This is a genomic window from Kribbella shirazensis (assembly GCF_011761605.1).
Lineage (GTDB): Bacteria > Actinomycetota > Actinomycetes > Propionibacteriales > Kribbellaceae > Kribbella > Kribbella shirazensis.
Genome location: NZ_JAASRO010000001.1, coordinates 7,448,125 through 7,473,371 on the forward strand (window position 1 = coordinate 7,448,125; position 25,247 = coordinate 7,473,371).

General features: G+C 64.2%; 20 protein-coding genes and 1 pseudogene. 7 read left to right on the forward strand and 14 right to left on the reverse strand.

What is annotated here, in order from left to right:
* The first annotated feature begins 40 nt into the window (after nucleotides 1–40).
* Entirely contained in the window at nucleotides 41–1,444 is a 1,404-nt protein-coding gene (locus tag BJY22_RS35530; RefSeq protein WP_167215896.1) for a helix-turn-helix domain-containing protein, read from the forward strand.
* A gap of 156 nt (nucleotides 1,445–1,600) precedes the next feature.
* Here BJY22_RS35530 and BJY22_RS35535 read toward each other — a convergent pair whose 3' ends face one another.
* A complete protein-coding gene (locus BJY22_RS35535) occupies nucleotides 1,601–1,927 on the reverse strand; it encodes a cupin domain-containing protein (protein WP_167215898.1) in 327 nt (108 codons plus the stop codon).
* Between the two features lie 13 nt (nucleotides 1,928–1,940).
* Here BJY22_RS35535 and BJY22_RS35540 point away from each other — a divergent pair, with 13 nt between their 5' ends.
* Nucleotides 1,941–2,933, forward strand: coding sequence for an NADP-dependent oxidoreductase (locus BJY22_RS35540; protein WP_202891412.1), 993 nt, complete (start codon nucleotides 1,941–1,943; stop codon nucleotides 2,931–2,933).
* Nucleotides 2,934–3,000: 67 nt separating this feature from the next.
* Here the strand turns inward: BJY22_RS35540 and BJY22_RS35545 are convergent, their stop codons facing one another.
* The 6 genes from BJY22_RS35545 to BJY22_RS35570 form a co-directional block, all read right to left on the reverse strand.
* Nucleotides 3,001–4,257 (reverse strand): FAD-dependent oxidoreductase, encoded by a 1,257-nt coding sequence (locus tag BJY22_RS35545; protein ID WP_167215900.1) that lies wholly within the window; start codon nucleotides 4,255–4,257, stop codon nucleotides 3,001–3,003.
* A gap of 49 nt (nucleotides 4,258–4,306) precedes the next feature.
* On the reverse strand, nucleotides 4,307–4,993 hold the full coding sequence (locus BJY22_RS35550) for an alpha/beta hydrolase (protein WP_167215901.1): 687 nt from the start codon (nucleotides 4,991–4,993) through the stop codon (nucleotides 4,307–4,309).
* Nucleotides 4,994–5,155: 162 nt separating this feature from the next.
* Nucleotides 5,156–5,767 (reverse strand): MSMEG_1061 family FMN-dependent PPOX-type flavoprotein, encoded by a 612-nt coding sequence (locus tag BJY22_RS35555; protein WP_167215903.1) that lies wholly within the window; start codon nucleotides 5,765–5,767, stop codon nucleotides 5,156–5,158.
* 591 nt (nucleotides 5,768–6,358) lie between these two features.
* On the reverse strand, nucleotides 6,359–7,822 hold the full coding sequence (locus tag BJY22_RS35560) for an aldehyde dehydrogenase family protein (RefSeq protein ID WP_202891413.1): 1,464 nt from the start codon (nucleotides 7,820–7,822) through the stop codon (nucleotides 6,359–6,361).
* Between the two features lie 128 nt (nucleotides 7,823–7,950).
* Entirely contained in the window at nucleotides 7,951–8,874 is a 924-nt protein-coding gene (locus BJY22_RS35565) for a branched-chain amino acid transaminase (RefSeq protein WP_167215905.1), read from the reverse strand.
* A gap of 68 nt (nucleotides 8,875–8,942) precedes the next feature.
* Entirely contained in the window at nucleotides 8,943–9,299 is a 357-nt protein-coding gene (locus BJY22_RS35570) for a PadR family transcriptional regulator (RefSeq protein ID WP_167215907.1), read from the reverse strand.
* Nucleotides 9,300–9,599: 300 nt separating this feature from the next.
* On the opposite strand from BJY22_RS35570, the gene BJY22_RS35575 reads away from it, so the two are divergent.
* Nucleotides 9,600–10,142 (forward strand): SDR family oxidoreductase, encoded by a 543-nt coding sequence (locus BJY22_RS35575; RefSeq protein WP_202891414.1) that lies wholly within the window; start codon nucleotides 9,600–9,602, stop codon nucleotides 10,140–10,142.
* 82 nt (nucleotides 10,143–10,224) lie between these two features.
* Here the strand turns inward: BJY22_RS35575 and BJY22_RS35580 are convergent, their stop codons facing one another.
* Both BJY22_RS35580 and BJY22_RS35585 read right to left on the reverse strand, forming a co-directional pair.
* Nucleotides 10,225–11,457 (reverse strand): heterodisulfide reductase-related iron-sulfur binding cluster, encoded by a 1,233-nt coding sequence (locus tag BJY22_RS35580; protein ID WP_167215909.1) that lies wholly within the window; start codon nucleotides 11,455–11,457, stop codon nucleotides 10,225–10,227.
* Between the two features lie 12 nt (nucleotides 11,458–11,469).
* On the reverse strand, nucleotides 11,470–13,491 hold the full coding sequence (locus tag BJY22_RS35585) for an ABC transporter substrate-binding protein (protein ID WP_167215911.1): 2,022 nt from the start codon (nucleotides 13,489–13,491) through the stop codon (nucleotides 11,470–11,472).
* A gap of 365 nt (nucleotides 13,492–13,856) precedes the next feature.
* On the opposite strand from BJY22_RS35585, the gene BJY22_RS35590 reads away from it, so the two are divergent.
* Together BJY22_RS35590 and BJY22_RS35595 are read left to right on the forward strand one after the other, a co-directional pair.
* On the forward strand, nucleotides 13,857–15,212 hold the full coding sequence (locus BJY22_RS35590) for an MmgE/PrpD family protein (protein WP_167215912.1): 1,356 nt from the start codon (nucleotides 13,857–13,859) through the stop codon (nucleotides 15,210–15,212).
* A gap of 17 nt (nucleotides 15,213–15,229) precedes the next feature.
* Entirely contained in the window at nucleotides 15,230–16,225 is a 996-nt protein-coding gene (locus BJY22_RS35595) for a ferric iron reductase (protein WP_167215913.1), read from the forward strand.
* A gap of 47 nt (nucleotides 16,226–16,272) precedes the next feature.
* Here the strand turns inward: BJY22_RS35595 and BJY22_RS35600 are convergent, their stop codons facing one another.
* From BJY22_RS35600 to BJY22_RS35620, 5 genes are all read right to left on the reverse strand, one after another.
* A complete protein-coding gene (locus BJY22_RS35600) occupies nucleotides 16,273–17,682 on the reverse strand; it encodes an MmgE/PrpD family protein (RefSeq protein ID WP_167215914.1) in 1,410 nt (469 codons plus the stop codon).
* Nucleotides 17,683–17,853: 171 nt separating this feature from the next.
* Entirely contained in the window at nucleotides 17,854–20,031 is a 2,178-nt protein-coding gene (locus BJY22_RS35605; protein WP_238350554.1) for a dipeptide ABC transporter ATP-binding protein, read from the reverse strand.
* Entirely contained in the window at nucleotides 20,024–21,211 is a 1,188-nt protein-coding gene (locus BJY22_RS35610; RefSeq protein ID WP_167215918.1) for an ABC transporter permease, read from the reverse strand. The genes BJY22_RS35605 and BJY22_RS35610 overlap by 8 nt, the downstream gene beginning before the upstream one ends.
* Nucleotides 21,201–22,202, reverse strand: a complete 1,002-nt coding sequence (locus BJY22_RS35615; protein WP_337759744.1) for an ABC transporter permease — start codon at nucleotides 22,200–22,202, stop codon at nucleotides 21,201–21,203. Before BJY22_RS35615 ends, BJY22_RS35610 begins: the two co-directional genes overlap by 11 nt.
* A gap of 258 nt (nucleotides 22,203–22,460) precedes the next feature.
* Nucleotides 22,461–23,201: an aspartate/glutamate racemase family protein gene (locus BJY22_RS35620; RefSeq protein ID WP_202891415.1), complete on the reverse strand. Its 741-nt coding sequence runs from the start codon at nucleotides 23,199–23,201 to the stop codon at nucleotides 22,461–22,463.
* Between the two features lie 224 nt (nucleotides 23,202–23,425).
* Between BJY22_RS35620 and BJY22_RS35625 the strand changes: the two genes are divergently transcribed.
* Entirely contained in the window at nucleotides 23,426–23,665 is a 240-nt protein-coding gene (locus BJY22_RS35625) for a ferredoxin (RefSeq protein WP_167215920.1), read from the forward strand.
* Between the two features lie 208 nt (nucleotides 23,666–23,873).
* A pseudogene (locus BJY22_RS35630) lies at nucleotides 23,874–24,950 on the forward strand (IS630 family transposase).
* The last annotated feature ends 297 nt before the right edge of the window (nucleotides 24,951–25,247 follow it).

Below are 25,247 nucleotides of genomic sequence, written 5' to 3' on the forward strand. Positions count from 1 at the left end.
GATCTGGCCGAGGCATAGTGGGCGCGCTGAGGAGGTATTGGTGACCGAGCAACTGATAGCCAACAACTTGCGAGCCGAACGGATCCGGGCAGGCTTCGAGTCCGTGCATGAACTGGCGGAGCGGGCGGGTATCGATCCAACCTGGTGCTCCTACATCGAAGAGGGCCGGGTGCTCGCCACGGGTGAGGAGCTCGACCGACTCGTGACCGCACTCGGGGGGATCCCACCGAGCCGGATCTATGAGCAGACCTGGAGGCAGCTCACCTTGCTGAAGCGGCCGGGCTACGGGATGGACACGATGTCCAGACTGTGGCGGGCCTGGCGCGACGAGAGTCATCTCCTGATGTCGCGCGATGAGATCAACTTCTACGACCGGCCGCCTGGGCTTGACCACGAGGCCGAGGTCTACGTGAACCTCAGCTGCGGTACGCAGCGTAGCCCGCACCTGCTGCAGGATACGGTCAGTGTATTGGAGGCCCTCGGCGTCAGCTTCATCGCGGCCGCTGGGCCGAGCGCTGGTTGCTGCGGAAAACCGCTGTTCCGCAATGGCCCGGAGGGCTCCTATGAGCGGCATCGCACGAACCGGATCGAACGCAGCCAGGCATGGGGTGCGACGACGCACGTGAACTGGTGCGGCGCCTGCCAGCAGACATCGGCCGCTGCGGCGGCTAGGCAAGAGTTGCTCGAAGGAGGCCCCCCACCGGTACGTGAGATTCAGCTGATCCCGTTCCTCAGAGAGCGGGTGGGTGAGCTCGGCGACAAGGTGCGGTGGAAAAGGGAAGTACGCCGCCGCGTCATCGCCGAGGGCCATCCCGCCATGAGTGAAGTCCATTCGAGCGCACAACGCGACATCGCTGGCCTGCTATCGATGGTGCCCGGTGTTGAGGTCGCCGGCCTGTACGACGGCCATTCCGACCTCAGCCCATGTGTCACCTTCGGCCTGGAGGGGTCGCGTCCGCCAGAGTGGACCCGGCGCCCGGAGACGCCAGCCGAGCGAGAGGACCATCGCCGGCAGTTGGCCGCGGAGATCCACAGCCGAGGCGCCGACACGGTGAGCTGTATGCACCAGACCTGCCACCAGAAGTGGTCCCGCTACGCCAGCGACGAGTTGGCCGTCGTGCACCCGATCTCGGTGCTGGCTGAGGCGCTGGACTGCGGCCACCCCGACCGGTACCAGGAAGCAGTCCGACACGGCAACCCTCAACGTCTGTTGGAGGAATCGCGGCCGCGCTGGGAGTCATGGGGGGTGACCGCAGAACGTGCCGCCGAACTGGCCGAAGCTCTCTGCGTCATGGCCGCGGACGACTACGCTCCGATCACAGAGATCGACGACGACCCTGACAGCTTCGCGATGCAACGAAGAGTCCGGGCCGGCCTGTCCTGCGGAGGCGGCTGCGGCGGATGCACGACGCACTCCGACCCGGCAATGGTTCAAGCCTGGTGAACGGCCGAACACCAGAAGACCGGCCTCGGAGGTAGGCGCAACCTGCCAGACGCCGCGACCCAAGACTTGGCACCAGACAGCGGTTGAACCGACGACGATCAGAGGATCAAGCGCGGGCGGTTGTCTCGTACGCCGAACGGCGTACGAGACAACCGGTCATGCCAGCGGTGCGGCGAACCTCAGCTCGATGACCATGCTGTCGGCGTCGAATCGGACCCCGTGCGGCTGCCCCGGACGAAGCTCGTACCACTCGGTCGGCCCGACGTGGCGGTCGCCGTCTTCGGTGCTGAGCGTCAACCCGCCCGACACAACCCAGTTGACGTCATCGGTGTCGTGAGCATGCATCGAATGCTCGTATCCAGCGCGCGCGGTGACGAACAGCATCTCGCAGCCCGGCGCAGACAGCCGGCGGGTCGTGTGGAGGTCGTCGCTGATCGCCGGCAGCGCTCTGATCGCCTCTGGCAGGGACGAGTCGTGATTCATCCTGCTCCCATCTATGTGTCAGCTCGCGATCACCACGGTGATCACCTGTACTTTCAATATTGTATTACGATATCGTTGGGTGAGTACAGAATCGGAAGGAGCTGATCCTCGGATGATGATTCGCGTTGTTCAGGCCGATCGCAAAGGCGGCATCGAGGTTCTCTCACTACGTGAGTTACCGGCCCCGACCATCGGCGCCGGTGATCTCCTGGTGCGCACGATCGCGAGCACCATCAATCCCGTCGACCGCAACATCCGCCTCCGGGACCTCAACTTCCCGCTGACGTTCGGTTGGGACATCGCCGGAGTGGTGGTCGAGAGCAATGTTTTGGACTTCAGCCCAGGTGACCGCGTGATCGCGATGACGAACCCGATGCCGAAGGGCGTCGGGGCCTGGGCGGACCTGGTGGCGCTGGACGCAGGCACTGTCGCACACGCGCCGTCCACCGCGTCGCTGGCCGAGGCCGCAACCATCCCACTCGCCGGCCTGACCGCCCTGCAGGCATGGAACATGCTGACCTTGTCCGCCGGTGACCGGGTGCTGGTAACCGGCGCCGCGGGTGCGATCGGCGGCTTTGCCGTCCAGCTGGCGGTACACGCCGGAGTCCACGTCGACGGCCTTGTGTCGAGGCCCGGCCACGTCAACGCCGCGAGGAGCCTCGGTGCGGGCTTCGTCACCAAGGATCCGAAGGCGCTCCCCCTCAACACGTACGATGCGATCCTCGACTCGATCCGGCTCCCAGCCATGAGCATCGTCGACGTACGCGAATTGGTCAAGGAGAACGGTCAGTACGTCGTGACCGGCAAGGACGAGTCGAACATCCCAGGCGGCCATGCGATCCAGGTGACGGCGGACCGTGACGGGCTCCAACAGCTCGTCAAGATGGTCGACGCAGGCGCACTCCAGTTGCGGATCGCGGCCCACTACCCCCTGAGCCAAATCCACGACGCCCACCAGCATTTCGAGGCCGGCGGAGTTCTAGGCAAGATCGTTATCGACTTCTGAGCACCAAGCGTCACGGACCGGCAGGAGGACCCCAAAGCGTCGTTGCCGGTTTACCGTCGGTCGGCTGTCAGCCTCGGCGTCGGAAGCGCGTCGGGCTGTACGGCTCGAGATCGACTCCGGTTGCCTTTCCCTCAACCAGCGCCTGGACGAGCTTCCCGGTGATTCCGCCCAGTCCAAGCCCTTTGTGGCCATGCCCGAAGGCCAGGTAGGCATTGTCGTACTGGGGTGCGATGCCTATCACCGGCAGAGAGTCCGGCGTCGAGGGCCTGCTATGCATCCAACTCGTCGCACCCCTGACACTCAACTCGGGGAAGAGCGTCTTCGCACCCCGGATAAGCCGTTGCGTGAGTTTGTAATCCGGCGGTGCGTCGACCCTGGCCAGCTCATCCACGCCGAGCACTTGAAGCCCGGTCGGAGTCTGCCGAAATGCCAAGTGGAAGTCCACCGCGACCATCGGGAGTCTGAGCGTGACCGCAGGATCGGGCAAGTGGATGCCATATCCGCGTTCGGCGCACAGCGGAACCTTGACCCCCAATTGGCGCGCCAGCGGCCCCGACCACACACCGGCCGCGAGCACCACGTGATCGGTTTGAATGTGCCCCCCTGAGGTGGCTACTCCCCGCACCCGTCGGCCGTCGCACTCGAACCCGTCAGCCCGTGCCCGCAGCAGCTCACCACCGACTCTGACGAACTGCTCAGCCAAGGTTTCGGTGAAAGCCTGCGGGTCCGGTGTGAAGCGTGCGGTCGGGCGGTACAGCGCCCGCTCGAACCGGTCGGCGAGTGCACCGTCGAGTGCTCCGATGGCCGCATTGTCGAGGATCTCGAACTGGTCGCCGCGACGCCGACGGAGGTCGATGCCGTAGCGGTCCGCGGCGAACGTCCGCTCGGTGCGGTAGGTGTAGAGTGCTCCGCCTTCACGCAGCTGAGGCTCTGCCTCGCCGCCCTTCACCAAGGGTAGGTACCCTTCCATCCCCCGATCGGTCAGCGCTTTCAAGGCGACCGAGATCTGCTCGACCCGGGATGCCCGACTGGCCAGGACGAAACGCGTCAGCCAAGGCGTCAGACGCGGAACGTCGCGGTACCGGACAACCAGCGGAGACTGCGCGTCCACGAGCATCTGGGGTATCGAGCGCAGCACGCCCGGCGTACCGATCGGCACGCTCTCACCAACATTGAACACGCCACCGTTGTGGCCCGACGCCGCCGCACCCGGTCTGTCGCGCTCGACCAGCGCAACCATACGCCCGGTGCGCTGCAACCAGAGCGCGCAGCAGACACCAACGATCCCACCGCCGACCACGACGACGTCAACCTTCTTTGTCACGGAAGTCTCCTACCTGTCGTGGCGCAGCTGCGGTCCGCCGGCTACCCGATCAAGAAAGTCCGGCGAGCACATCGGCGAGCTCTGCAGGCCGGGACAGGAACGGGCTGTGGGAACTCACCAGCTCCACCGGCTCGAGGCCGAGCCGTTCACGCGCCATGAATCGCTGATACTCCGGTCGCAGCGACCGATCGTCGGTGCACATTATGTATGTCGTCGACACATCCGGCAGACTCGACAATGGCGAGACCTCGGCGTGCGGAGCGACCGACTGACGACGCAAGCGGGCCAGCGCATAGCGACGACGCTCCTCGCTGCAGTCGTGATAGTAGAGACGAATCGACTCATCGTCCGTCCGTGACATCGTGCCGTCACCGTTGTCGATCTTGTCCGATCCCGACGCCGCCCGGGGTGGCTCGGTACGTGCCTGGTCGTTGAACGACTGTCCCGGCTGCGGAACCGGAGCCGTGAGGAAGACCAGGTGCCGAGCACTTCGTCGCGCCGCGACAATCGGCGCGGTCAGACCGCCGAGTGAGTGCCCGACGACCACGAAATCATCGTCTGCGCCTTCGAATGCGGTCAGGGCGATCTCCGCATAGCGTGACACCCCTGCCGACGGATCGTCCGCCGGCAGGTCGACCGCTAGAGCGCGATGTCCACGCGCCTCGAGCTCGGGCACCAGGAAGTCCCAGCACCAACTGCCGTGGTGAGCACCGTGGATCAGTCCGTAGGTCGTCATCGCCAGCACCCCACATTTCAGCCTGGCACATCACCCACACTCAATGCGGAGACTGCGGGCTGCGCGTCATATACGATATCAGATCTTGTTATCGTAATCCGATTTTGCAATCCAGGTCACATTTAAGAGGCCACTATCGTGGCAGCGGATGTCGTGACCTGGTCAGTACATCCGGGTCCGATAGGATTCGTCGATCTCGCGCTGTATGGCGTCAACATCGCCCCCCCACCTCTGGTCATACAGGATCTGCGCCAGCGAAGGGAATTCCGACCGGTCGATCTTGTGCGCGTCGCTCCACAGACTTGACCGCTTGATCGCCTTCCCGCAGTGAAAAGTCACCCGGGCGACCTCTATCACGATGCCAAGCTTGGGGCGCTTCCCGTTGATGGCACTGCCGACGAGAAGGTCTGGATCGGTCACGATCCGGCCGCGACCGCGGATGCGCAGGGTTTCATCCATTCCGGGGACGAATGCCATCAGCGCTATGCCGGGGTTTCGCAGCAAATTGCCTAGCGTGTCGGCGCGCCGATTGCCCGGCCTCTCCGGGATGAAGAGGGTGCGGTCGTCCAGCACGCGGACGAATCCTGGCGGGTCCCCCCGACTGCTGACCTCAGCCTCACCATCGGGTCCGGCTGTCCCCAGACACAGGAATGGGGACTTGGCCAGGAAGAGCCGGTCATACTTGTCGAGCCTGTTGCGGTTGTTCGCCGCGCTGGCCTTGCTCGGTTCGCCTATCAGCGCGCGAATGGCACTCATGTCCGCGACGACGTCCACTAGGCATCTCCCAACATGCCGGACCTGTTGATCACAAGGAGACTCGGCGCTCGGCCGGCATATTTCGCGCGCCTGCCCCACCAAGCTACCTGTCCGCACGCCAGACTGTCTAGCCTCGATATCGCCTCTTGATTATGCGCCCTCGGGCGTCCGGCATGCGCTAAAACAAGGTACCTTGCTGAACATCGTAGTCCGATATCTTTGATGGCAGGTGTGATCGGTGAGCAAGAAGACCTCAGCGCAAAGGGCTCTTGAACCGCCGTTGTTCGTCACAACCAAACTGACAGAGGTGCCAGTGAGGCTCAGGGATGCGACACGACCTGTGCGGTACAGCGCGCCAGCTTGGCGGCGACCCCTCGAACAGCAAAGACAGCACTGACCGTGCACGTGCGGGCCGGTAAGAACTCCAGTGCTTGCAGCGTGAACCCGAGCTGTCGGTTTGCTCAGAGACAACTTCGTCGCCACCCATACTTCTGGGGCCGACGGTAAGAGAAGCCTGGTGACCTGCGAGCATCTCAGGTCACCAGGCGGCAGCGGGCCCGGGTGTGCAGCTCAACTGCTAGGTGACACCATCACGAGCCGCACGGCACCTCAGGGCCCGGCCAGGTAGACGGTCTTGGATTCGGTGAAGAAGTCCTGCGCAGCCTTGCCCTGCTCACGTTGACCGTAGCCACTATCCTTCATACCGCCGAAGGGGACGTGGTACTCAACGCCCGACGTGGATCTGTTCACGCGGACGATGCCGGCCTGTGACTGCTCGACGAACTGCAGGGCACGTGAGAGGTCGGCGGTGAAGATGCCTGCCGACAGACCGAATGGCGTGTTATTGGCTTCAGCAACGGCATCGGCAAACGAATCCACGGGCAGTACCGCCGCCACCGGGCCGAAGATCTCCTCACGGACGACGGCGTGCGAGCGCTCGACGTCGACGAGCACGGTGGGCGCAACGAAATAGCCGTCGGCCAGCGCGCCGTCCGCACGGGAGCCCCCCGCAACTGCCCGAGCTCCTTCGACCCGGGCGCGCTCGAGGTAGCCGAGCACGGTGTCGAGCTGTCCCGCGGTCGCCACCGGTCCCATCGTCGTGTTCGCGTCCAGTGGGTCGCCCAGCACCCAACTCGCTGCCTCAGCCTCCAGGCGCTCGACCAGCTCGTCGAACACCGGTCGTTCCACCAGGACCCGGCTCGTCGCCGTACACTTCTGCCCGGTCGCCCCGAACGCGGCGACCGAGATCTCCCGCGCCGCTCGCTCGAGGTCGGCGTCCGCGAGCACGATGGCGGGGTTCTTTCCACCGAGCTCGAGCTGGACCTTCTTTCCTGCCGCCACGGCACGCTGCTGGATCGTCCGCCCCACTGGCGTCGACCCGGTGAACGTCACCGCGGCCACCCTAGGATCAGTCACGAGGATGTCGCCGATCTGCGAGCCCCGACCGAGTACGATGTTCAGCACACCATCCGGCAGGCCGGCGTCGACCAGCGCCGAGGCGATGTGCAGAGTCGTTCGTGGCACATTCTCGGCCGGCTTCCAGACAACGGTGTTGCCAAACGCCAGTGCCGCGGCGATCTTCCAGGACGGCAACTGGATCGGGAAGTTCCACGGCGTGATGACGCTGACGACGCCGAGTGGCTCGCGCCGGGTATACAGCAGGAGATCGGGGAAATGGGACGGGTACGTCTCGCCTTGGGCATCCAGCGTCTGGGCGGCGAAGTAGCGGAACAGCTTCGCGGCACTCTGCGTCTCACGCGCGCTTTCCGCGAGCGTCTTGCCCTCCTCCCGAGTGAGGTCGCGCGCGATGGTCTCGACGCTCTCGTCGAGCTTCTGCGCGGCCAGCCGCAGAACTTCACCACGAGCGGGCGCACTGGTTGCCCGCCAGGCCGCGGCGGCACGGTGCGCTGCGTCGATTGCCGCTTCCGCGACTGCGGCGTCCGCCAGAGCTACGGTATTCACGACCTCCGACGGCCGCGCGGGATTCACGAGCATCGTCCGCGCCGGGCCAGGGCGGTCGTCCCCGGCCACCAAGGACGAGAGCTCTATTGGCGTCGCGCCGTCGGTCGCCATCTCAGCCTGGTTCATCAGATACCTCTCGACAGGATGGTCGCCTCGTCAACGTCGTCTGCGGATATCCCTGCGCATCGTCGACTGGCGTTCTTGACTGGTCATGGTGCAGCCATGCTGAGGCCGGTTCCTCACCGCGCGACCATCAGATCCCGGACCGGGGTGATCCAGCCCGTCGGCGCCGAGGTCTCCCCGCGCGCGATCGCGAAGTACGAGTCCCGGATTCGCGTGGTGATCGGCCCGGCCTCGCCGTCGCCGACAACGTACCCGTCGATCTCGATCACCGGTTCCACCTCGTACGCCGTACCGCAGAAGAAGACCTCGTCGGCGATGAACAGCTCGGACGGGTCGATCTCTCGCTCTGCCAGCGGGATGCCAAGTTGGTCGGCAAGGTCGATCACGGTAGCGCGAGTGATGCCCTCGAGAATTCCGTCTGTGACCCGCGGGGTGATCAGGCTGCCGTCGCGGACCAGGAACAGGTTCATGGTCGGCCCCTCGGACACCTTGCCGCGATCGTTCAGCATGATGGCAGTGTCGAACCCCTTGCGCTGTGCATCGGTGATCGCGACGCGGCTGTTGAGGTAGTTCGCGCTCGCCTTCACACGCGGCGGTGTGGCGACGTCACTCATCCGCCGCCACGGGCTGAGCGAAGCACGCGTCGCCCCGTCCGACATGGCAAGCCCCTCGCGGACGATGATGAACGCACCCGTCTCCGTCTCGCGTTCGCGGCCGGGCGTGAGCTCCTCGTAGTAGACCACGACCCTGATGTGCGCATCCGACGCCACACCGTCGGCCTCGAGCAGGGCCGCTATCCCCTGCGCGAGCTCGGCGGGCTTGTAGGCGAGCGGCATCTGCAGGAATCGCAGCGAAGTCTGGTACAGCCGCCGCATGTGGTCATCGAGCCTGAACAAGACCAACTCGTCGTCCCTGGAGCGGTAGACCCGGATCCCCTCGAAGACGGCACCGCCACGCAGTACCGCCTCGGTCGAGATGTGAATGGTGCTGTCCGCCCACGGAACGAGGCGGCCGTTCATCCAGCTGTTCTTAGGAGACACCGCAATATCGTATCACATTATCGCATCTCGGTATCAAGAAGCCGAGCTAAGGTCTGCGCGTTCCGCTGCTACCGGGCAGCCAGCACCTCGTCGACCAGGTCGGCCAACTTCTTCCGCGACTCATCGAGCGCCTGCCTACCCAGCGGCGTGATGTGGTAATACTTCCGGATCTTGCCCTCCACGATCCGCTCTTCACGGGCGACAAGCCTCGCCGCCTCCAGGTTGTGGAGCAGTGGATACAAGGTTCCGGGCGAGAGGCGGTAACCGTGCCCCTCCAGTTCGGCCGCTATCCCCGCCCCGTAGATCGCGTCGACACTTGCGTGATGGAGGACATGAATCTTGACGAAGCCCAGGAGAAGATCCCGGAACAACTTGGAGTGCTCCTCCACGGTGCTGTGGCCTGCTACCGAATCTGACTTCGGCATAGATTCTCCATGGGTAGAGATTTCGACATCGATGTCCGATACTACCGTGAAAGCGCCTGACATACGCGTCGAGACGCGGCTTTCCATGGCTGAGCAGGCACTCGCCACCGTGGAGCGCGCCTCTGACCTGCTCCGCCAAGAACCTCCACCTCAATGGCCGGCACCCGAAGACTCCGCCCCGCCATGGTCAAGTGAATCCCGAGATCAGGTGAGGATGCGAAATAGCCGCCGCCCTCATGATTGACAAGCAGCCCGCGCGGTGGATGTTCCACGCGCCGGGTGACATCGAAAGGCGATCCTTTGAAGATCTTGCTGATTGGCGACGCCGGCCGTCTCGGAGCCGGTCTCGCGCGCGAACTCACCGGCCGTGGGCACGAGGTCCTTGGTGCAAGTCGTTCACACGCCGAACGATCGGTTGATCTCAGTGACCCCGCGTCTATCGACGCGCTGTACAGCCGACTCGGACAGATCGACGCGGTCGCCTGTGCTGCCGGCCACGTGGTCTACAAGCCCAGCACCGCAATCACCCACGATGAATACCTGTCGAGCTTCGTCGGCAAAGCACTCGGCCAGATCGAGCTCCTACGACGTGGACTGGCCACGATCACGCCTCACGGCTCGTTCACCTTCATCACCGGCACCCTTGTTCGGACAGCGATCCGGACCGGCTCCGCCGGCGCCATGGTGAACGGCGCCTTGGAGGCATTCGTCCGCGCGGCAGCGATGGAGATCGCCCGGTCCGGGTCAACGCCATCAGCCCGACGGTCTTCGTCGACGGGCTCGACAGACCCGGTGACAAGTTCGCCGGCTTCGAGCCCGTGCCGGTCAAGCGGGTCATACTGACGTACATCCGGTCCATCGAGCGCGCCGAGACCGGCAAGGTCTACGCACTCGACTGACCTGTCTAGCTGTGTCTCGACGACACTCACGGATTCGACGAAGCCGCGGGCTCCAGGACGGTCTTGAAGCAGTTGCCTTCACAGGCGCACTGTTGGACTGCGTCGGCGTATTCCGGAACGAAGTATCTCGTGACCATCTCGCGAGCCTTCGGCTCGGTGATTCCCCATGACTCCCAGTGGGGTCGTGTCATCTGGAGAATCTTGTTCGCGTCACCGAGCCGCCACAGAATCTGAAAGCGGTCAGGGATGCTCAGGCCGAGAGCTTCGGCCAACACCGAGGTGTAGTGCATGACCGGCAGCGAGTCGCTACCGTACTTGGACCACTCGCGATGGCATTTGTGATGCGGTGTCAGGATGACGTCGGCGCCGACCGCCGCCGCCTGCGCCTGAAGTTCGGCCTGGACCTGCCGGTACTCCGAGCTGGTGATGTCGTTGTGCGGTGCGGCCTTGGTTCCATAGTGCTCGCCGCCAGTCAAGTTCCGCTTACCCTTGCTGGTGCCACAGGGCGAACCGACCGAGGGGTCCGCGACCATCCCGACGTACTCCACACCTGGGATAAGCTCCAACGTCTCGATGATCGCCTCGCGGGCGTCTTGTTTGGTGATGTGAACCTCGGCGCCCTCACAGTGCAGAAGCGCCCGACGACGCGGTGCTGGATGTCGCCAGGGAACCGCGTCACCGAGGTCACGCAACCTCTCGAGGAGATAACGCGTGATGTGGACGACCTCGAACGGCGCACGCCCAGTCTCGGCTTCGACCTCGGCAATATGGCCGCTGAACTGCATGAAGCATGATCCACATTGGTGCACGTTCACCCTGGGCTGCCATGCCGCCCAGCGACGAATCGTCGTCTGAGCGGTCCGTACACCCGCGTCCGGTCTGCCGTAATGCTTGAGTGGTGATCCACAGCAGTACGATTGGCCGGCGGTGGCAACGAAGTCGATACCAAGGGCGTTGAACACGCCGACCAGCGTCATCATGAGATGCGGTGTTGTCTGTACGCCGCACCCGAAGGACAGCACCACATCAGTGGTCCGATTCGGCTTGGCCGGCTGCTGTAGCCAAGTCACCTCGTCCTTGGACAGCTGCAGGCGCCCTGCCTCGACCAACTCCTTGTAGAACCGGGGGAAGTCGAAGTCGCCGTGGCCACGTTCCCTCATCAACAGTTGGGCGACGTTCTCGTACTGATCTCGGGTCGCGCCTGCAGGTGTGCCCGGAGGGGGTTTTGTCTGTGCTGACGTCGGCTCGTGGCCCGTCATCAGGACTCCTCTCTACTTGTAGTAGAAGGTCATGGGAAGGACGTTGGAAGGGCTCTTCAACGCAGAGTTGTTGACGATCTTCGATGGAACGTTGCCAAGATTGTTCTTGGCGCAGTACAAGCCGTTGATGGTCAGGCCGAACCCTGCGATTCCGATGGACCACACCTGTTCGGTGTGCAGCTTGAACAGCTGTTGCCCGAGCTCGGCGCGTGCGGCTTTGTCGACCTCGAGGCCACGCCGATACAACGCAATCGCGTCCTTGAGGGCTCGTACCGAATCCGGAGGTTCGCTACCCGACTTACCGTCGGAGGCGAACCACTTCGCGTACGGAATCCCGATCAGTCCCCCATAGGTGTCGGTGCTGATCGCCATCATTGTGTCCGGCAGGGTGAACGGGTCATCTGTAGTCACCGTGTGGACCGTCATCATCAGCTCATTGGTCAGCGTTCGCTCCACCAGCAGTACACCCTCGGCGGATCGGTTGGTGACATCGATGCCGATCTGCGCCCAGTGCTTGCGGATCATCTCGCCGATGGACGGGTAGTTCAACACCGACACCGCAGACTGAAAGTCGAGGCGGAGCCGGCCCTTGCCAGATGGACGAAGCCGGTATCCTTCTGCATCCTTCTTCGTCAATCCGACATCATCCAGCAGTTGGTTGGCCTGTGCTACATCGTGCGTGGCCCATCTCAGCTGCCAATCGTCGCCCGGATGGTAGGGGCTGCTCTTGGCCGGCAACGTCGCCGACGGAGTACTCGAACCGAGGAAGAACGTCTGGTTGATCTGGTCTCGATCGATCCCCAGCGCCAACGCCCGCCGGAACTCCACGGTGCGCAGCAAGTCCCCGATCTCACGATCCTTGTCATACGCCAGATTGATCCGGATGGCACAGTCCATCGAGTCGCCCGGCGCGCGACGCACTGTGTACTTACCGCGCTCCTGGTTCCTGATCAACACCGGCAGCTCGGCGACCGGCAGTGCCCGGTCCTGGAAGTCGAGTTGCCCGCTCGCCGCGCGCAGGCTGATTACGTCGGCATTCTTGGCGAGCGCCATCGTGATCTTCGGGATGTACGGCAACTGGTTCCCGTCGCTGTCCACCCAGACGCTGTACGGATTCGCAGCGAACTCCCAGGGCGGATTGTTCAGCGGCCTGGTCACGACCCACGGTGTCAGCATCGGCAAGTCAGGATTGAGGAACCACGAGTTGCGATTCAGCAGGAACAGCGGCCACGCCTGCATCCCGGCCTCACGAGCCAACGCGTTAGCGGCCGCCTCCGAGGTGTACTTCGGGTGGAACGTCGACAGGTAGTGCTTGGGCGCATACCCTCCGCCGCCCCGGTGTCCAGAATGGGACGGTCCGCCGAGATCGGTTGAGCCGGCGAGCAACTCGGGCAGCAAGGCGTACGGCGAGGGGGATCGATAGACGACGGTGAAGTCGTCCACCTTCTCCACCTGCACGTCACGACCGCGCAACCGAAGAGATGACGCCCCCTTGGAGAGGCTGCTGTTCAGACTGATGTCGTTGCGCCAGAACATGATGTCGTCCGCAGTGAACGGGTGGCCATCCGACCACTTCATCCCCCGCCGAAGGTGCAGGGTGAGCTCCTTGTTGTCGGCGCTCATCTCGAACCCGCGCGCGATGTTCGGCTGTACCTTCTCGTAGCGGTAGTCCCAGTACAACAGGTTGTCCGGACCGGCGCAGAAGCGGCTGGCGTTCGGGCTGTCCGAGGCACCACTGAAGACGCGCCGGAGCTCGCCCCCGTACTTGCCGATCTCATGGACTGGCTTGATCACCAGCGGATCCTGGCCGATCCGCTCCGCCACCTTGGGCAACTTCCCGGCCGCCACCTGCGCGGCGAACTCCGGCGACTCCTTGAACGCCGTCGGGAACTTCGCCGGATCCAGGACTACTTGCCCACCCTCGATCCCCGACGAGGCAGCCTGCTTACTGGTCCCGTTCGGCTTGCGATCGGGCGTACACCCCCCGAACAGCAGCAGACCGCCACCAATGTAGCCGACGTTCCGCAGCAGCACACGACGCTCGAACTCCCGACTGCTCACGTTACTGACCTCCGCCCGAACAGCCCCAAAAAGTGGACACTCAGCGAATGGCCCGCTCTTGTGGAGCAAGCCCAACTGTACGGCGCTTCGTCGAGGTGTAGACGTTGACTCCGCCAGCAGTACATCTACCTCGTAATTCGATATTGTGATAGGATATAGATAGCCTGAAAACAGCACCCAGGCAACCCCTGGCCGCCTGACCCTTCGAGAAACTCGATGCGGTCTCGGGCTTCAGCCGTACGCCACGGCTTGGCAAGTCGCGATATATCGATATCGTAGTCTGTTTCCATCAGTCCGAGCGGCACCTCGCCGCGTTGACAAGGGATGGTCTGCGACCAATGACAGCAGCCGGCACTGCAACGATCACCCAGCGGCTGTCCGAGCACGTCGTCGGTCTGCGCTTCCGGGACATTTCGCCGGATGCCGTAGCCAAGACCAAGGACCTGCTGATTCACCACATCGCGTCTGCGCTTCGCGGCCGAAGCACGACGAGTGGCCGTCAGGCGATCGGTATCGCCCGTGAGCTCAGCCCAACTGGAGGCCAATGCACGATCATCGGCCAGAACTTTGGAGCCAACCTGCTCGATGCGGTACTGGCCAACTCGTCGCTGATGGCGAGCGCGGGAACCGCGGATTTCCTGCTGCCACCGGGCATCAACCCTGGCGTCGCGGCTCAGCCGGTCGCCTGGGCGGTCGGCGAGATAACTCGGTCGACGGGGCGTGAACTACTGGCTGCGGTCGCCATCGGTTATGACGTGATGGCGAAGCTCCACGGCACGGTCTGGACCTGGGACCTAGACGTGCCTCGACCGCTCAAGTTCGTCATCGAGCCGTTCGGCGCCGCTGCCACCGCTGCCCGCCTACTCGGTTTGACGGTCGAACAGACCGTCTGGGCGCTCGGACATGCCGGCCAGGCTGGCATGGGCGTCTACGAGGGATCTGAGTACCTGTCGTTCATGCATCCCCTCGCCGCCCGGAACGGCATCATGGCCGCGACCCTCGCCAAAGCCGGAGTGCCGGCATCGTCCACCATCATTGAGGGTCGACACGGTGTCCACCGCACGTTCTTCCTCGAGGACGTCCCCGACGCCTTGTACGACGGCCTGGCAACTCTTGGCCAGGAATTCGAGATCAGCCGGGCCCAGGCCAACCGCAGCGCCACAAGTGTTCTGAACGTCATCCCTGTGGCGCTTGCACAACAACTGGTCGCTGAACACCAGCTCAGCGCCGACCACATCGCTTCGATCCAGCTGACGCTTCCCGCCGAGCGTAGATCCCGGGAGAAGGCTTACTACAGCTACAGCCATCGCGGCCCGCGGTACCTGCTTGCGATCATCGTCACCGGCGGACAGATCAATGTCACCCGTTTCGACGAGGCGGCCGGACCTGACGTCCTAGCCATGGCGGCCAAGATCAGCTTGCGCTTCGAAGACGGACACTCCATCTACTACGCCCGGGTCGACGTGAACACGACCGACGGCCAGCGCTACAGCGCCGAGGGCGATAGACATGACCAGTCACCCCTCAGCTGGGAAGAGCAGCTCGGTGGGGCTGGGGCCGACTTGCTCTCCGGCGTGAAGCTCAGGCGACTCGCCGACCAGCTACGGCATCTCGAAGATGTCGACGACATCAGCGAGGTGATGGCTTGCCTGCGGCCCGGCGAGTCCGCACCGACCGGCGGCCACACCATCTGAGCACGAGGAGTCTAGTTATGCCTGAGCCGTCAGCGACATTCCCGGGCGCACAGACCGGCCGGGCAGAGACGGCATGGCAGGACGGGCTCATCGCACAGTTGGACGCGATCGGGCCGACGTTGGGCCGCAGGCTGCTGAGAACCCCTCCCGCATCCGCGGAGGTCATCTCCGCGGAGCGCTTCCACGACATCGAATACTTGCGTCTCGCGATCAACCGGTGCGGGGAGTCGCTGTTCGGCCGAATGATCGGAGAGAGCGAGCCGGAAGCCAACTGGCGACCCGCGGTGGCGGCATCACGGTTCACGCGCCATTATCTGGGGTCGATGACCGTCTCCGCGCTGGTCGCGCTGGCTCACGGTGTCGGTCTCGACATGTCCGCCGAGCGCTGCCTGAAACTCGTCGAGCAGGGTCTTCCACGCCGACAGCTCGTGGGTGAATCCGATGAAGGTGTCGTGACCTGCAGGGAACGGCCTCCCTCATGGGCGGTTCAGGGCGCATCGATGGCTACCTTGACCGATCTGCGCGGCTATGTGTGGCGACAACTGTACGCCGCCCACCTTGCACCGTTGTTCGCCGCCACGACTGCCTTGACCGGTGCGGCGCCAAAGGTGCTGTGGTCGAACGCAGCCGAGTCGGTGGCCTACACCGCCGACACGGCCGCCGTAGGCCTTCCACCGGACGCCGCAGCCCCCATCGTCGCCGAATGCGAGGCACTTCTTCACGCAACCAAGCTGCCGGGCGTAGCGGGCCCTAACCCACTCACGGGACTCATCGGCTGGACACGGATCGACGCGGCGGACTTCCCCCGGGGGATCCAGCTCAGACGGCACTGCTGTCTCACGTACCAATTGCCGGCACGGGAAGGGTTGTTGTGCTTCAACTGCCCGTTCCTGCCACTCGACGAGCGGATCGCCGTCGCACGTGAGATGCAAGGAGCCGGCGCAACGCGCGGAGGTCCCGCCGTCCGGCGATCGATTGAAATCGGCAAGACGAAGCTGCGGAAACATCGCTGAGATTCGTCACGCGCCGGCGAGGTAGCAATCGCTGGACCGGCGGAGCCCTAACGATGCCCGTGCCTGTTGTCCTGTGCCGGCACGAGGAATGTCATCAGCTCGGACACGTCAGGAAGGTGTTCGAGGTTCCTGATGCAGTCAGCGAGGCCGTTGAGCTGCGCCTCGGACAGACCGGCGCGCGCTCCCGATGCGAGCCACTGGGACCAGTCGAACGACGGTTGGACGTGGGCTTCCCGCTCGGCAGAGTGCCTCTCGCCGTCGACCGTGACGATCTCGACCCGCGCGTAGCTCGGCGAGCGGTCCGGCTCGTACCGCAGAACCAGCTTGTCCAGCATGGCGCGGAGTTCGGCATCGGACGGCTGTTCGCACCGGCCCGCACCGGACGCCCGGTCAGCGGCCGCACCGGCGATCTGGAAACGCAAACTCTCCAACCGGCTCATCCGGCCGCCTTCCGAACGCGCCAAGGTGTCCTCTCGGATCAGCTCCCGTAGGAGACGCTCGTCTGCGACTACCACCTCAACGGTGGCGACACTACTCGCGGTGAGCGAGTGCGCCTCCAGTAGCCTCAGAGTCAGCTCGATGGGGATGACATCCATGGTGCTGGTTGCATGCCGCTTGATCTCCGTCTGCGCAATCGCGAACTCTGCGCCCAGTGTTGTGAGTCCGGCCGCTACCCAGTCAGTCACCCCGCGCAGGAAGTAACTGCGAAACACGCCATGCTCGCCCTCGATGATCGTCGGTGCAGCTGCCAGCCCTGCCTTGGCGATCAACGCAGCCATCACGCCGTTGCGCGCCAGCAGCGGATGCTGTGCGATCAGTTGCTCAGGTGCCGCCTCGATGACACCCATGCCTGCCTGGCCTGCGTGACCCAGCGCGTGCATGGCCTGCTCGCGAGACAGCTTCAACATCCGTGCCGCACATGCCGCCGCGCCGAAGACAGCCAGCACATGAGCGGGACGATAGAGCACGAGACGGTCGGGCATGTCACTGTCCCAGCTCCACTCCGGGTCAGCGAGCCTAGCCAGTACGTCGTAGCCGACGACGATCGCGGTCAGCAGCTCCCGCCCCGAGGCCTTCTGTTGCTCACCGAGTGCAAGCGCTACTGGATGGGTCACCACTCCAGGGTTGATCCCTTGAGGCATCAGGCCGTCCTCGAGGCCGTCGTTGCTCATCATGAACGAGTTCACGAACACGGCCTCCAGCAGCCCTACGCGCCCTCGGTGCCCGATCACTGAGCACCCTCCATTCACGCCGCTGAGTTCATGTGCCACCTGCACGGCCTGCTGGACGCCCGAGGATGCCAAGCCGCGGAACGCGACACCAAGCTGATTGACCAGCAGTTCCTTCGCACGCACCGTGACCAGCTCGGGGATGTCTTCGTACCGAAGGCCAACCAGATAGTCGGCCAGTCGCCAGCTGATCGTCGGCGTGTCCTGGAAGCCTGCCTCACCGGTCAATCGAACATCTCCTGACGCATCGGGTACACAGAGCTCCGGCCGTTGCACCGTCACTCGGTCCGCACGCCCAGCCCGCTCTCGAAACAGCCTTCTGCCGACCGCCTACCTGGCGGCGGACGCAACGCAATTTCCCAGATCGCCCGCTCGGTACACACTGACATCGGGCAAGTCCTAGGACCTAGCCACACGAACCGGCTCGGTCAGCCGTGCAGCATCCGTAAGATCGAGCTCGGCGCCTCGGTGACACCGCGCCGAGCGCCCGGCGGCGATCGTTTCCAGTTCAGGAGCCTCGACTTTGCATCGGTCGACGGCGAACGCGCACCGCGGATGGAAGTAGCACCCGCTGGGCGGATCGGCGAGATCCGCGACAGCCCCGGGCGGCAACGCCGGCCGCTGACGGAGCCGCGGATCCGGCTTGGGCACGGCCGCGAGCAGGGCTGCGGTATACGGGTGCTTGGGCGCGGTCAGCACCTCGTCGCGCGATCCCAGCTCGACGATCTGGCCGGCGTACATGACCGCGATTCGATCGCTGATGTGGCCGACGACGCCGAGGTTGTGGGACACGAACAGGTAGGTGAGACCCAACTGCTCCTGAAGGCGCAGGAGCAGATTGAGGATCTGCGCCTGGACCGAGACGTCAAGGGCGGACACCGGTTCGTCCGCGACAATCAGGCGAGGGTTCAGCGCGAGCGCCCGTGCGATGCCGATGCGTTGCCGCTGACCCCCGCTGAACGCGTGCGGGAAACGCCGCAGATACTCATGACGCAGGCCCACCAGATCCATGAGTTCCTTGACCCGCTCGGCGTTCTCCTCACGATCGGTGTGACCGTTCACGAGCAGGGGCTCGTTGATGATGTCGAAGACCGTCATCCTAGGGTTCAGCGAGGAGTACGGATCCTGGAAGATCATCTGAAGCTGGCTTCTGTAGGGCCGTAACTGCTTACCGCCCAGTCTCGCCAGGTCGATCATCTCCTCGCCCTCCGAACGGAACAGAATACGACCGGAGTCGGCGTCATGGCTACGCATGATGCAGCGCGACGTGGTCGTCTTCCCGGACCCGCTCTCCCCCACCAACGCGAGCGTTTCTCCCTCGTACAGCTCGAACGCCACGTCGTCGACCGCACGCAGCTTGCCACGCACCCGGCTGAACACGCCGCCGCGCACCGGGAAGGACTTGTTGAGGCCGTCGACCTGCAGCAGCGGCCGCAAGCGGTCACCCGCCGGCACGGTGGCACGGTCGGCCGCCGTCCCGCCATCGCCGACCGGGACGACATGCAACCGGCGTCCTGCGTCCTCGCACGGCTTCGCCCGCTCGGCTTCGCCGAGGTGGCACTCGATGGTGTGATCGTTTCCCACGATCTGAAGCGCGGGCGCATCCTTGTCGCACCGGCCCTCGATCGCGACATCGCAGCGCGGGTGGAACCCACAGCCGTCCGGCCGGTTGAGTGGGTGCGGGACCGTTCCCCTGATCGCCTTCAGGGACTGTCGTGCGACCGCCTCGGTACTCGGGATCAAATTGAGCAACGATCGCGTGTACGGGTGCTGCGGCGCATGAAAGATCTGGTCGACCGGCCCCTTCTCCACCACGCGGCCCAGATACATCACGATGACCTCTTCGGCCATCTGGGCGACCACTCCGAGGTCGTGCGTGATTAGCAGGATGGCCAGTCCGGTGCGTTCCTGGAGGTCCCGGATCAGGTTCAGCACCTTGCCCTGAGTGATCACGTCCAGCGCGGTCGTCGGCTCGTCCGCGATCAGCAGCTTCGGGCGGCCCGCCAAGGCCATCGCGATCATCACCCGCTGGCGCTGACCGCCAGAGATCTGCCAGGCGTACGCGGACATCACCCGCTCCGGGTTCGGCACCCCCACCAGGTCGAGCAGTTCGGCCACCCGGCGATCCGCCGCGCGTCGGTCGAGGCGTTCGTGCAGCCGCACCGCTTCGACCAACTGGCTGCCGATCGTGTGCACAGGGCTGAACGAAGCCATCGGATCCTGGAACACCAAACCGATCTCACCGCCGCGGACCTTGCGGAGGTCGGGGCCGTACGGCGGAAGCTCAGCCAGGTTCAGCCAGTCGTCCCCACGCCGAAGCAGGATGTCACCGCCGACAATGCTGCCAGGCTTCTCCACAATCCGCAGGATCGACCGCGCGACCACGCTCTTGCCGCAACCCGTCTCGCCGACCAAACCGACGATGGTCCCCGGCTTCACATCGAAGCTGACGCCATCGACGGCCCGGATGACGCCCTCGTCGGCGGTGAAGTGAGTCGCCAGCTCGCGCACCGAGAGCAAGACGTCCTCGCCGGGTGCTTGTACACCGTCGACCTCTTTGCCTGCACTGCTATCCATAGGGATCTGCCGCATCTCGCAACCCATCTCCGACGAAGTTGAAGGCCAGGATCGCCATCACCACAGGAACGACCGTGATCAACAACCACGGCGACAATGCCACGGACTGGATGTTCTGAGCCTGCTGCAGCATCACCCCCCAGGACACCGCCGGTGACCGTAGCCCCAGGCCGAGGAAGCTCAGCGAGGTCTCAGCGATGATCATCAGTGGTAGTGCCAAGGTCGTTGCCGCGATGATGTGGCTGACGAAAAGTGGAAGGATGTGCACGAATATGATCCGGCGTGGCCGGGCCCCGACGAGTTCGGCAGCTGTCACGAAGTCCTCGTCGCGGACCTGCAGGAACCTCCCCCGGACGACCCGGGCGAGCTCGGTCCACCCAATCAGGGAGAGAATCAGCGTGAGGAAGAAATATACGCGGCTGATGCCCCACTCGGCCGGAATCGCGGCCGCGAGACCCAAGTACAGCGGAATGGTCGGCAACGACCGCAGAATCTCGATCAGCCGCTGGATCACGGTGTCGACAACACCGCCGTAGTAGCCCGAGATCCCGCCCAGCACAGCGCCCAGCACCAGACTGACGATGACGCCGACCAAGCCGATGGTCAGTGAGGTTCGGGTAGCCACTAGCAACCGCGAAAAGATGTCACGACCCTGCTCGTCGGTACCCAGTAAGGCGAGCCTGTTCTCGGTGTCACCGCCTTCGACGCCGATCAGATGCGTACTCGTCGGAATCAGACCGAACAGCTTGTAACTGTATCCCTCGACGAGGAACTCAAGATAGTCCTTCCTGGTCTCGTCGAGGACGTAGACCTGCTCGAGCGTGACCGGATCCCGGGTGCCGACGACCGGATTGACGTGCGGCGAGATGCCACCGCCGCTGATCACATGGATTTGTTGGGGTGGGATCAGCACACGGCTGCCGTTGGTGTGGTTCGGCTCGGCGTACGCCAGAAAATCCGCGAAGATCGCGACCAGGTAGAACGCGATGATCACCACCGCCCCGACCATCGCGAGCTTGTGGCGCCGGAATCTCCACCACACCAACTGCCGCTGACTGGCGACGAGGACGCGATCCTTTCCCACGGACCGCCGGCCGCCCGTCGTCTCCACGACCACGGCAGCACCTACCTCGGACGGGGTCGCCGCGTCGCCCGTCGCCTTTACCGGTTCATCTGCCATAGCGAATCCGCGGGTCGATAATCATCAAGACGATGTCCGAGATGAGTGTGCCGACAACGGTCAGTACGCCGAGGAGAAGCACGATCGCCCCCGCAAGGAACATGTCTTGGGAGTGCAGCGCGTCCAGGAGTCGCGGGCCGAGGGTAGGGAGGCTGAGTACGACCGACACGATGACCGTCCCAGAGATGACCTGCGGTAGGAGCATGCCGATTGAGCTGGCGAACGGGTTGAGCGCAACACGAACCGGGTACTTCGAGATGACGTGCCACCTACGTAGTCCCTTCGCCTGCGCGGTGATGACGTAAGGCTTGCCGAGTTCGTCGAGCAGGTTGGCACGCATGATCCGCATCAGGTGTGCCATGCCTGCCGCACCCATGACGACCGCGGGTATGACGAGATGGCCGATCAGGTTCAGTAGCTTGCCGACGCTCCACGGCGCAGTCTCGTACTCCGGTGAGAGCAGGCCGCCGACGCTGAACCCGAACAGCGAGAAGCTGAAGTACATGAGCACCAGGGCCAGCAGGAAGTTCGGAATCGCCAGTCCCAGGAAGCCGAAGAGAGTAAGTACGTAGTCGCCCACCGAGTAGCGCTTGACCGCGGAGTAGATTCCGATCGGCAACGCCACCAGCCAGGTGACGACGATGGCGGCCAGTGCGACCGCGACAGTGAACAGCAGATCCCCCCGGATCACGCTGGTCACGGGCCGGTTGAGCTCCATCGACCGCCCCAGGTCACCTTGAAGCACCCGGCCCATCCAGTGCAAGTACTGCTGGTAGACGGGTTGATCGAGGCCGAACTGAGCTCGGATCGTCTCGATATCGGCCGCCGAGCCACCCGCCTCAGCCACTCTCGCCACGTACGTCGACGCGAAGTCGCCGGGCGGAAGCTGGATGATCGCAAACGTGAGCATCGAGATCGCCCACAAGGTGACGACACCCCAGAGCGCGCGGCGGCCAAGGAACCCGATCACGGCGCCGCCGCCGTTCGGCACCCGTGATCAGATACCACGATATCGACCATGTCATCCTCCTGGCTGTCCAACACGACAGACCTGCAATCAGCCCGTCACGATTGTCGTGCCCCGAAGTATCACTCTGGTTCGCCAAGGGCCCGCTGTCGAGTTACTCAACGGCTCCGGACGGCAGACGATTGCGACACGGAATCAGTTCCATATCAACGCCACAGCTTATAACGCATCATGATAACGTCATCCGTTATCAATGTCTAGCCTCAGAAGCGGAACAGCGGGTCACAAGCCGGCCGGGAACTCACTGCCGGCGGAAGTGTGGTACGCGTTCATGCCGAGAGTGAAGAGATCGAACACGGGGAGCCGCGTAGCCTTGCGCACCGGTGGACTGAAGGGCGCGAGATTCGCACACTCCATCACGATCGCACCCACATCCGGATGCTCACGAACCAACGCCTCTGCGACCCCGGTGACCTCTCTCACCAGCACGTCATAGTCAGCCTCCATGCCGTCCCCGACGAACGTGGCGAAGAAGTGACTGTCCTCCGCTGGTGCGACCTGAACGACCGGAATATCTGTCGACGACCAGCCGACTCCTCCGAAGTGCCGCTCCGTCAGCACCGCGCGCGCAGTGATGATCCCGACGCGCTGATCCGGCCTGATCGCCTGCGCGGCCAGCGGCACCTGCAGCAACGACGAAGCGTACACGGGCACGGAAACCGCGCCGGCGAGCTCTCGCTGGTACGCCGCGAGAAAGCCGCAACTGGTGGTAATGGCCTGGACACCTTCGGACTCCAGGTCGCGGACCCCGTCGATGAACGGCTGCAGGAGCGACTCATCTGGTTCCGCCTGAGCCAGCCGCGACGCCACAGCGCCACGGACGACCCGGTACGCGACCGGGAAGGGCCACGTCGTCGCATTGCCGATGTCACCGCGGGCGCGCGGGAACTTGGTGTCCATCATCAGGACGCCGAGCGGTCTTTGATAGATCGTCTGTCCTCCGGTTAGCATCACGATCGCCACTATAGCATCACGATATCGATATCCGAAATAGCTTGCCGCTCTCACAGCTGCTAGCCGTGCTTTCACCGATGGCCAAGCGTCCCTTAACATTGATCTTCGATATCGTTATTCGTTGACGGCGTATCGCGAGCGGCATAGGATTGTCCAGCCAGACAGATGCAGTGTCCGGCTGGTCCGCGTCTCGCCACCCGGCGAGGCTCTCATCGAAGGAGTGTGCAACAGGGATGTCGGACGTTCAGCGCTCCGTTGGTGAGCTGACCATCCTCGTCGACCGGACCTTGTGTGTCGGGTTCGCCCAGTGCATCGACGAGTCCCCCGAGGCGTTCGATCTGGACGACGACGGCATCGTCGCGTTCGTGGCGCCCGAGACCGTCAGCAGGGACGATCTCCTGCGGGCATGCGCGGCCTGTCCAGTCGAGGCCTTGGTAGTCACAGCCAAGTCAGGTGAACGCCTCGTTCCCTAGCTGTACTGATCAAGGCATGATGGTTGAGAAGGTGTGACAACACCGGTGAGAGTGGTTGATGGATGAAGACCCCGGGCGTGGATTGAGCTGTCTAGGAACAAGTTCCGCCACCAGGAGGTCCTCGTCTCCCACGCTAACGTGCTTGACCCCGCGCGCTGGTGCCGCGCGTCGTTAGTTGATTTGCGGTTGGCAGTTGGGATGATGAGGTATGGCGAATCGCCCTGCGGCGGCGTTGGTTCTGCGTGAGGGTGACGAGGAAGGCTTGGCCGCGCTGACGCGGGCGTCGAGTGTGCGGGCGGGGCTGGCGCAGCGGGCCCGGATCGTGTTGCTGGCCTCGCAGGGGGTCTCGAACACCAAGATCGCGGAGTTGGTTGGTGTGTCGCGGCCGACGGTGATCGGCTGGCGCGACCGCTACGCCGAACGCGGACTGGCCGGGCTGGACGACGAGCCACGTGCGGGCCGGCCACGCACGGTGGACCATCGGGGCATCGTCGCGGCGACGTTGACGCCACCGCCGAAGAAGTACGGGGTGACGCACTGGTCGTCTCGGCTGCTGGGGCGGCATCTGCGGATCGGGGACGCCACGGTCGCGCGAGCGTGGCGTGAGTTCGGGGTGCAGCCGTGGCGGTCGGAGTCGTTCCGGTTCTCCACCGAGCCCGAACTGGTGGCCAAGGTGACCGACGTGGTCGGGCTGTTACCTGGCGCCCCCGGACAACGCGATCGTGCTGTGCGTGGACGAGAAGTCGCAGATCCAGGCACTGGACCGCACAGTCCCGATCCTGCCGCTGCAGCCGGGACTGGCCGAACGCCGCTCGCACGACTACGTCCGGCACGGCACCACGACCCTGTTCGCCGCACTGGAGATCGCCACCGGCCAGGTCACCGCGGCCTGCAAACCGAGACATCGCCACCAAGAGTTCCTCGCGTTCCTCAAACAGGTCGCCCGTGCCAATCCCAGCCGCGAACTGCACCTGGTGATGGACAACTACGCGGCCCACAAACATCCCAAGATCAAGGCCTGGCTGGCTGACAACCCGCGCGTCAACGTGCACTTCACACCGACACACGCGTCCTGGATGAACCCCTGGTCGAGGTGTGGTTCTCCATCATCGAACGCCAAGCCATCCACCGCGGCACCTTCCGATCCGTCCACGATCTCAACGCCAAGATCCGGGCCTTCATCACCGGATGGAACGACCGATCCCACCCGTTCGTCTGGACCAAGACAGCCGACCAGATACTCAATAAGGCCAACCGTCAGAAGACCTCAGACGCGGGGCACTAGTTCGCGGCTGGCGCGTCTGGTCGTCAATGACGAGCTGACCGATCGTGGGGGCCGCGGATAGGTTCGAGGTGGCGTGGCCGACTGCGAAACGATGGCCGGCCCGTACCGTGAACTCGGTGCGGCCGACCGCTCGTCGAGGCGCGACAGCCGGTTCAGCCCGACACCGGAAAACCCCGGCAACGCCCACTACGAAACAAGATCGGCACCGGTTCGTCCACACCATCCTCGACGACCATTCCCGGCTCGCTTCCGCCGAAATCTACGACGCCGGACCGCCGCAGCGGCCGTGCTGCGCAC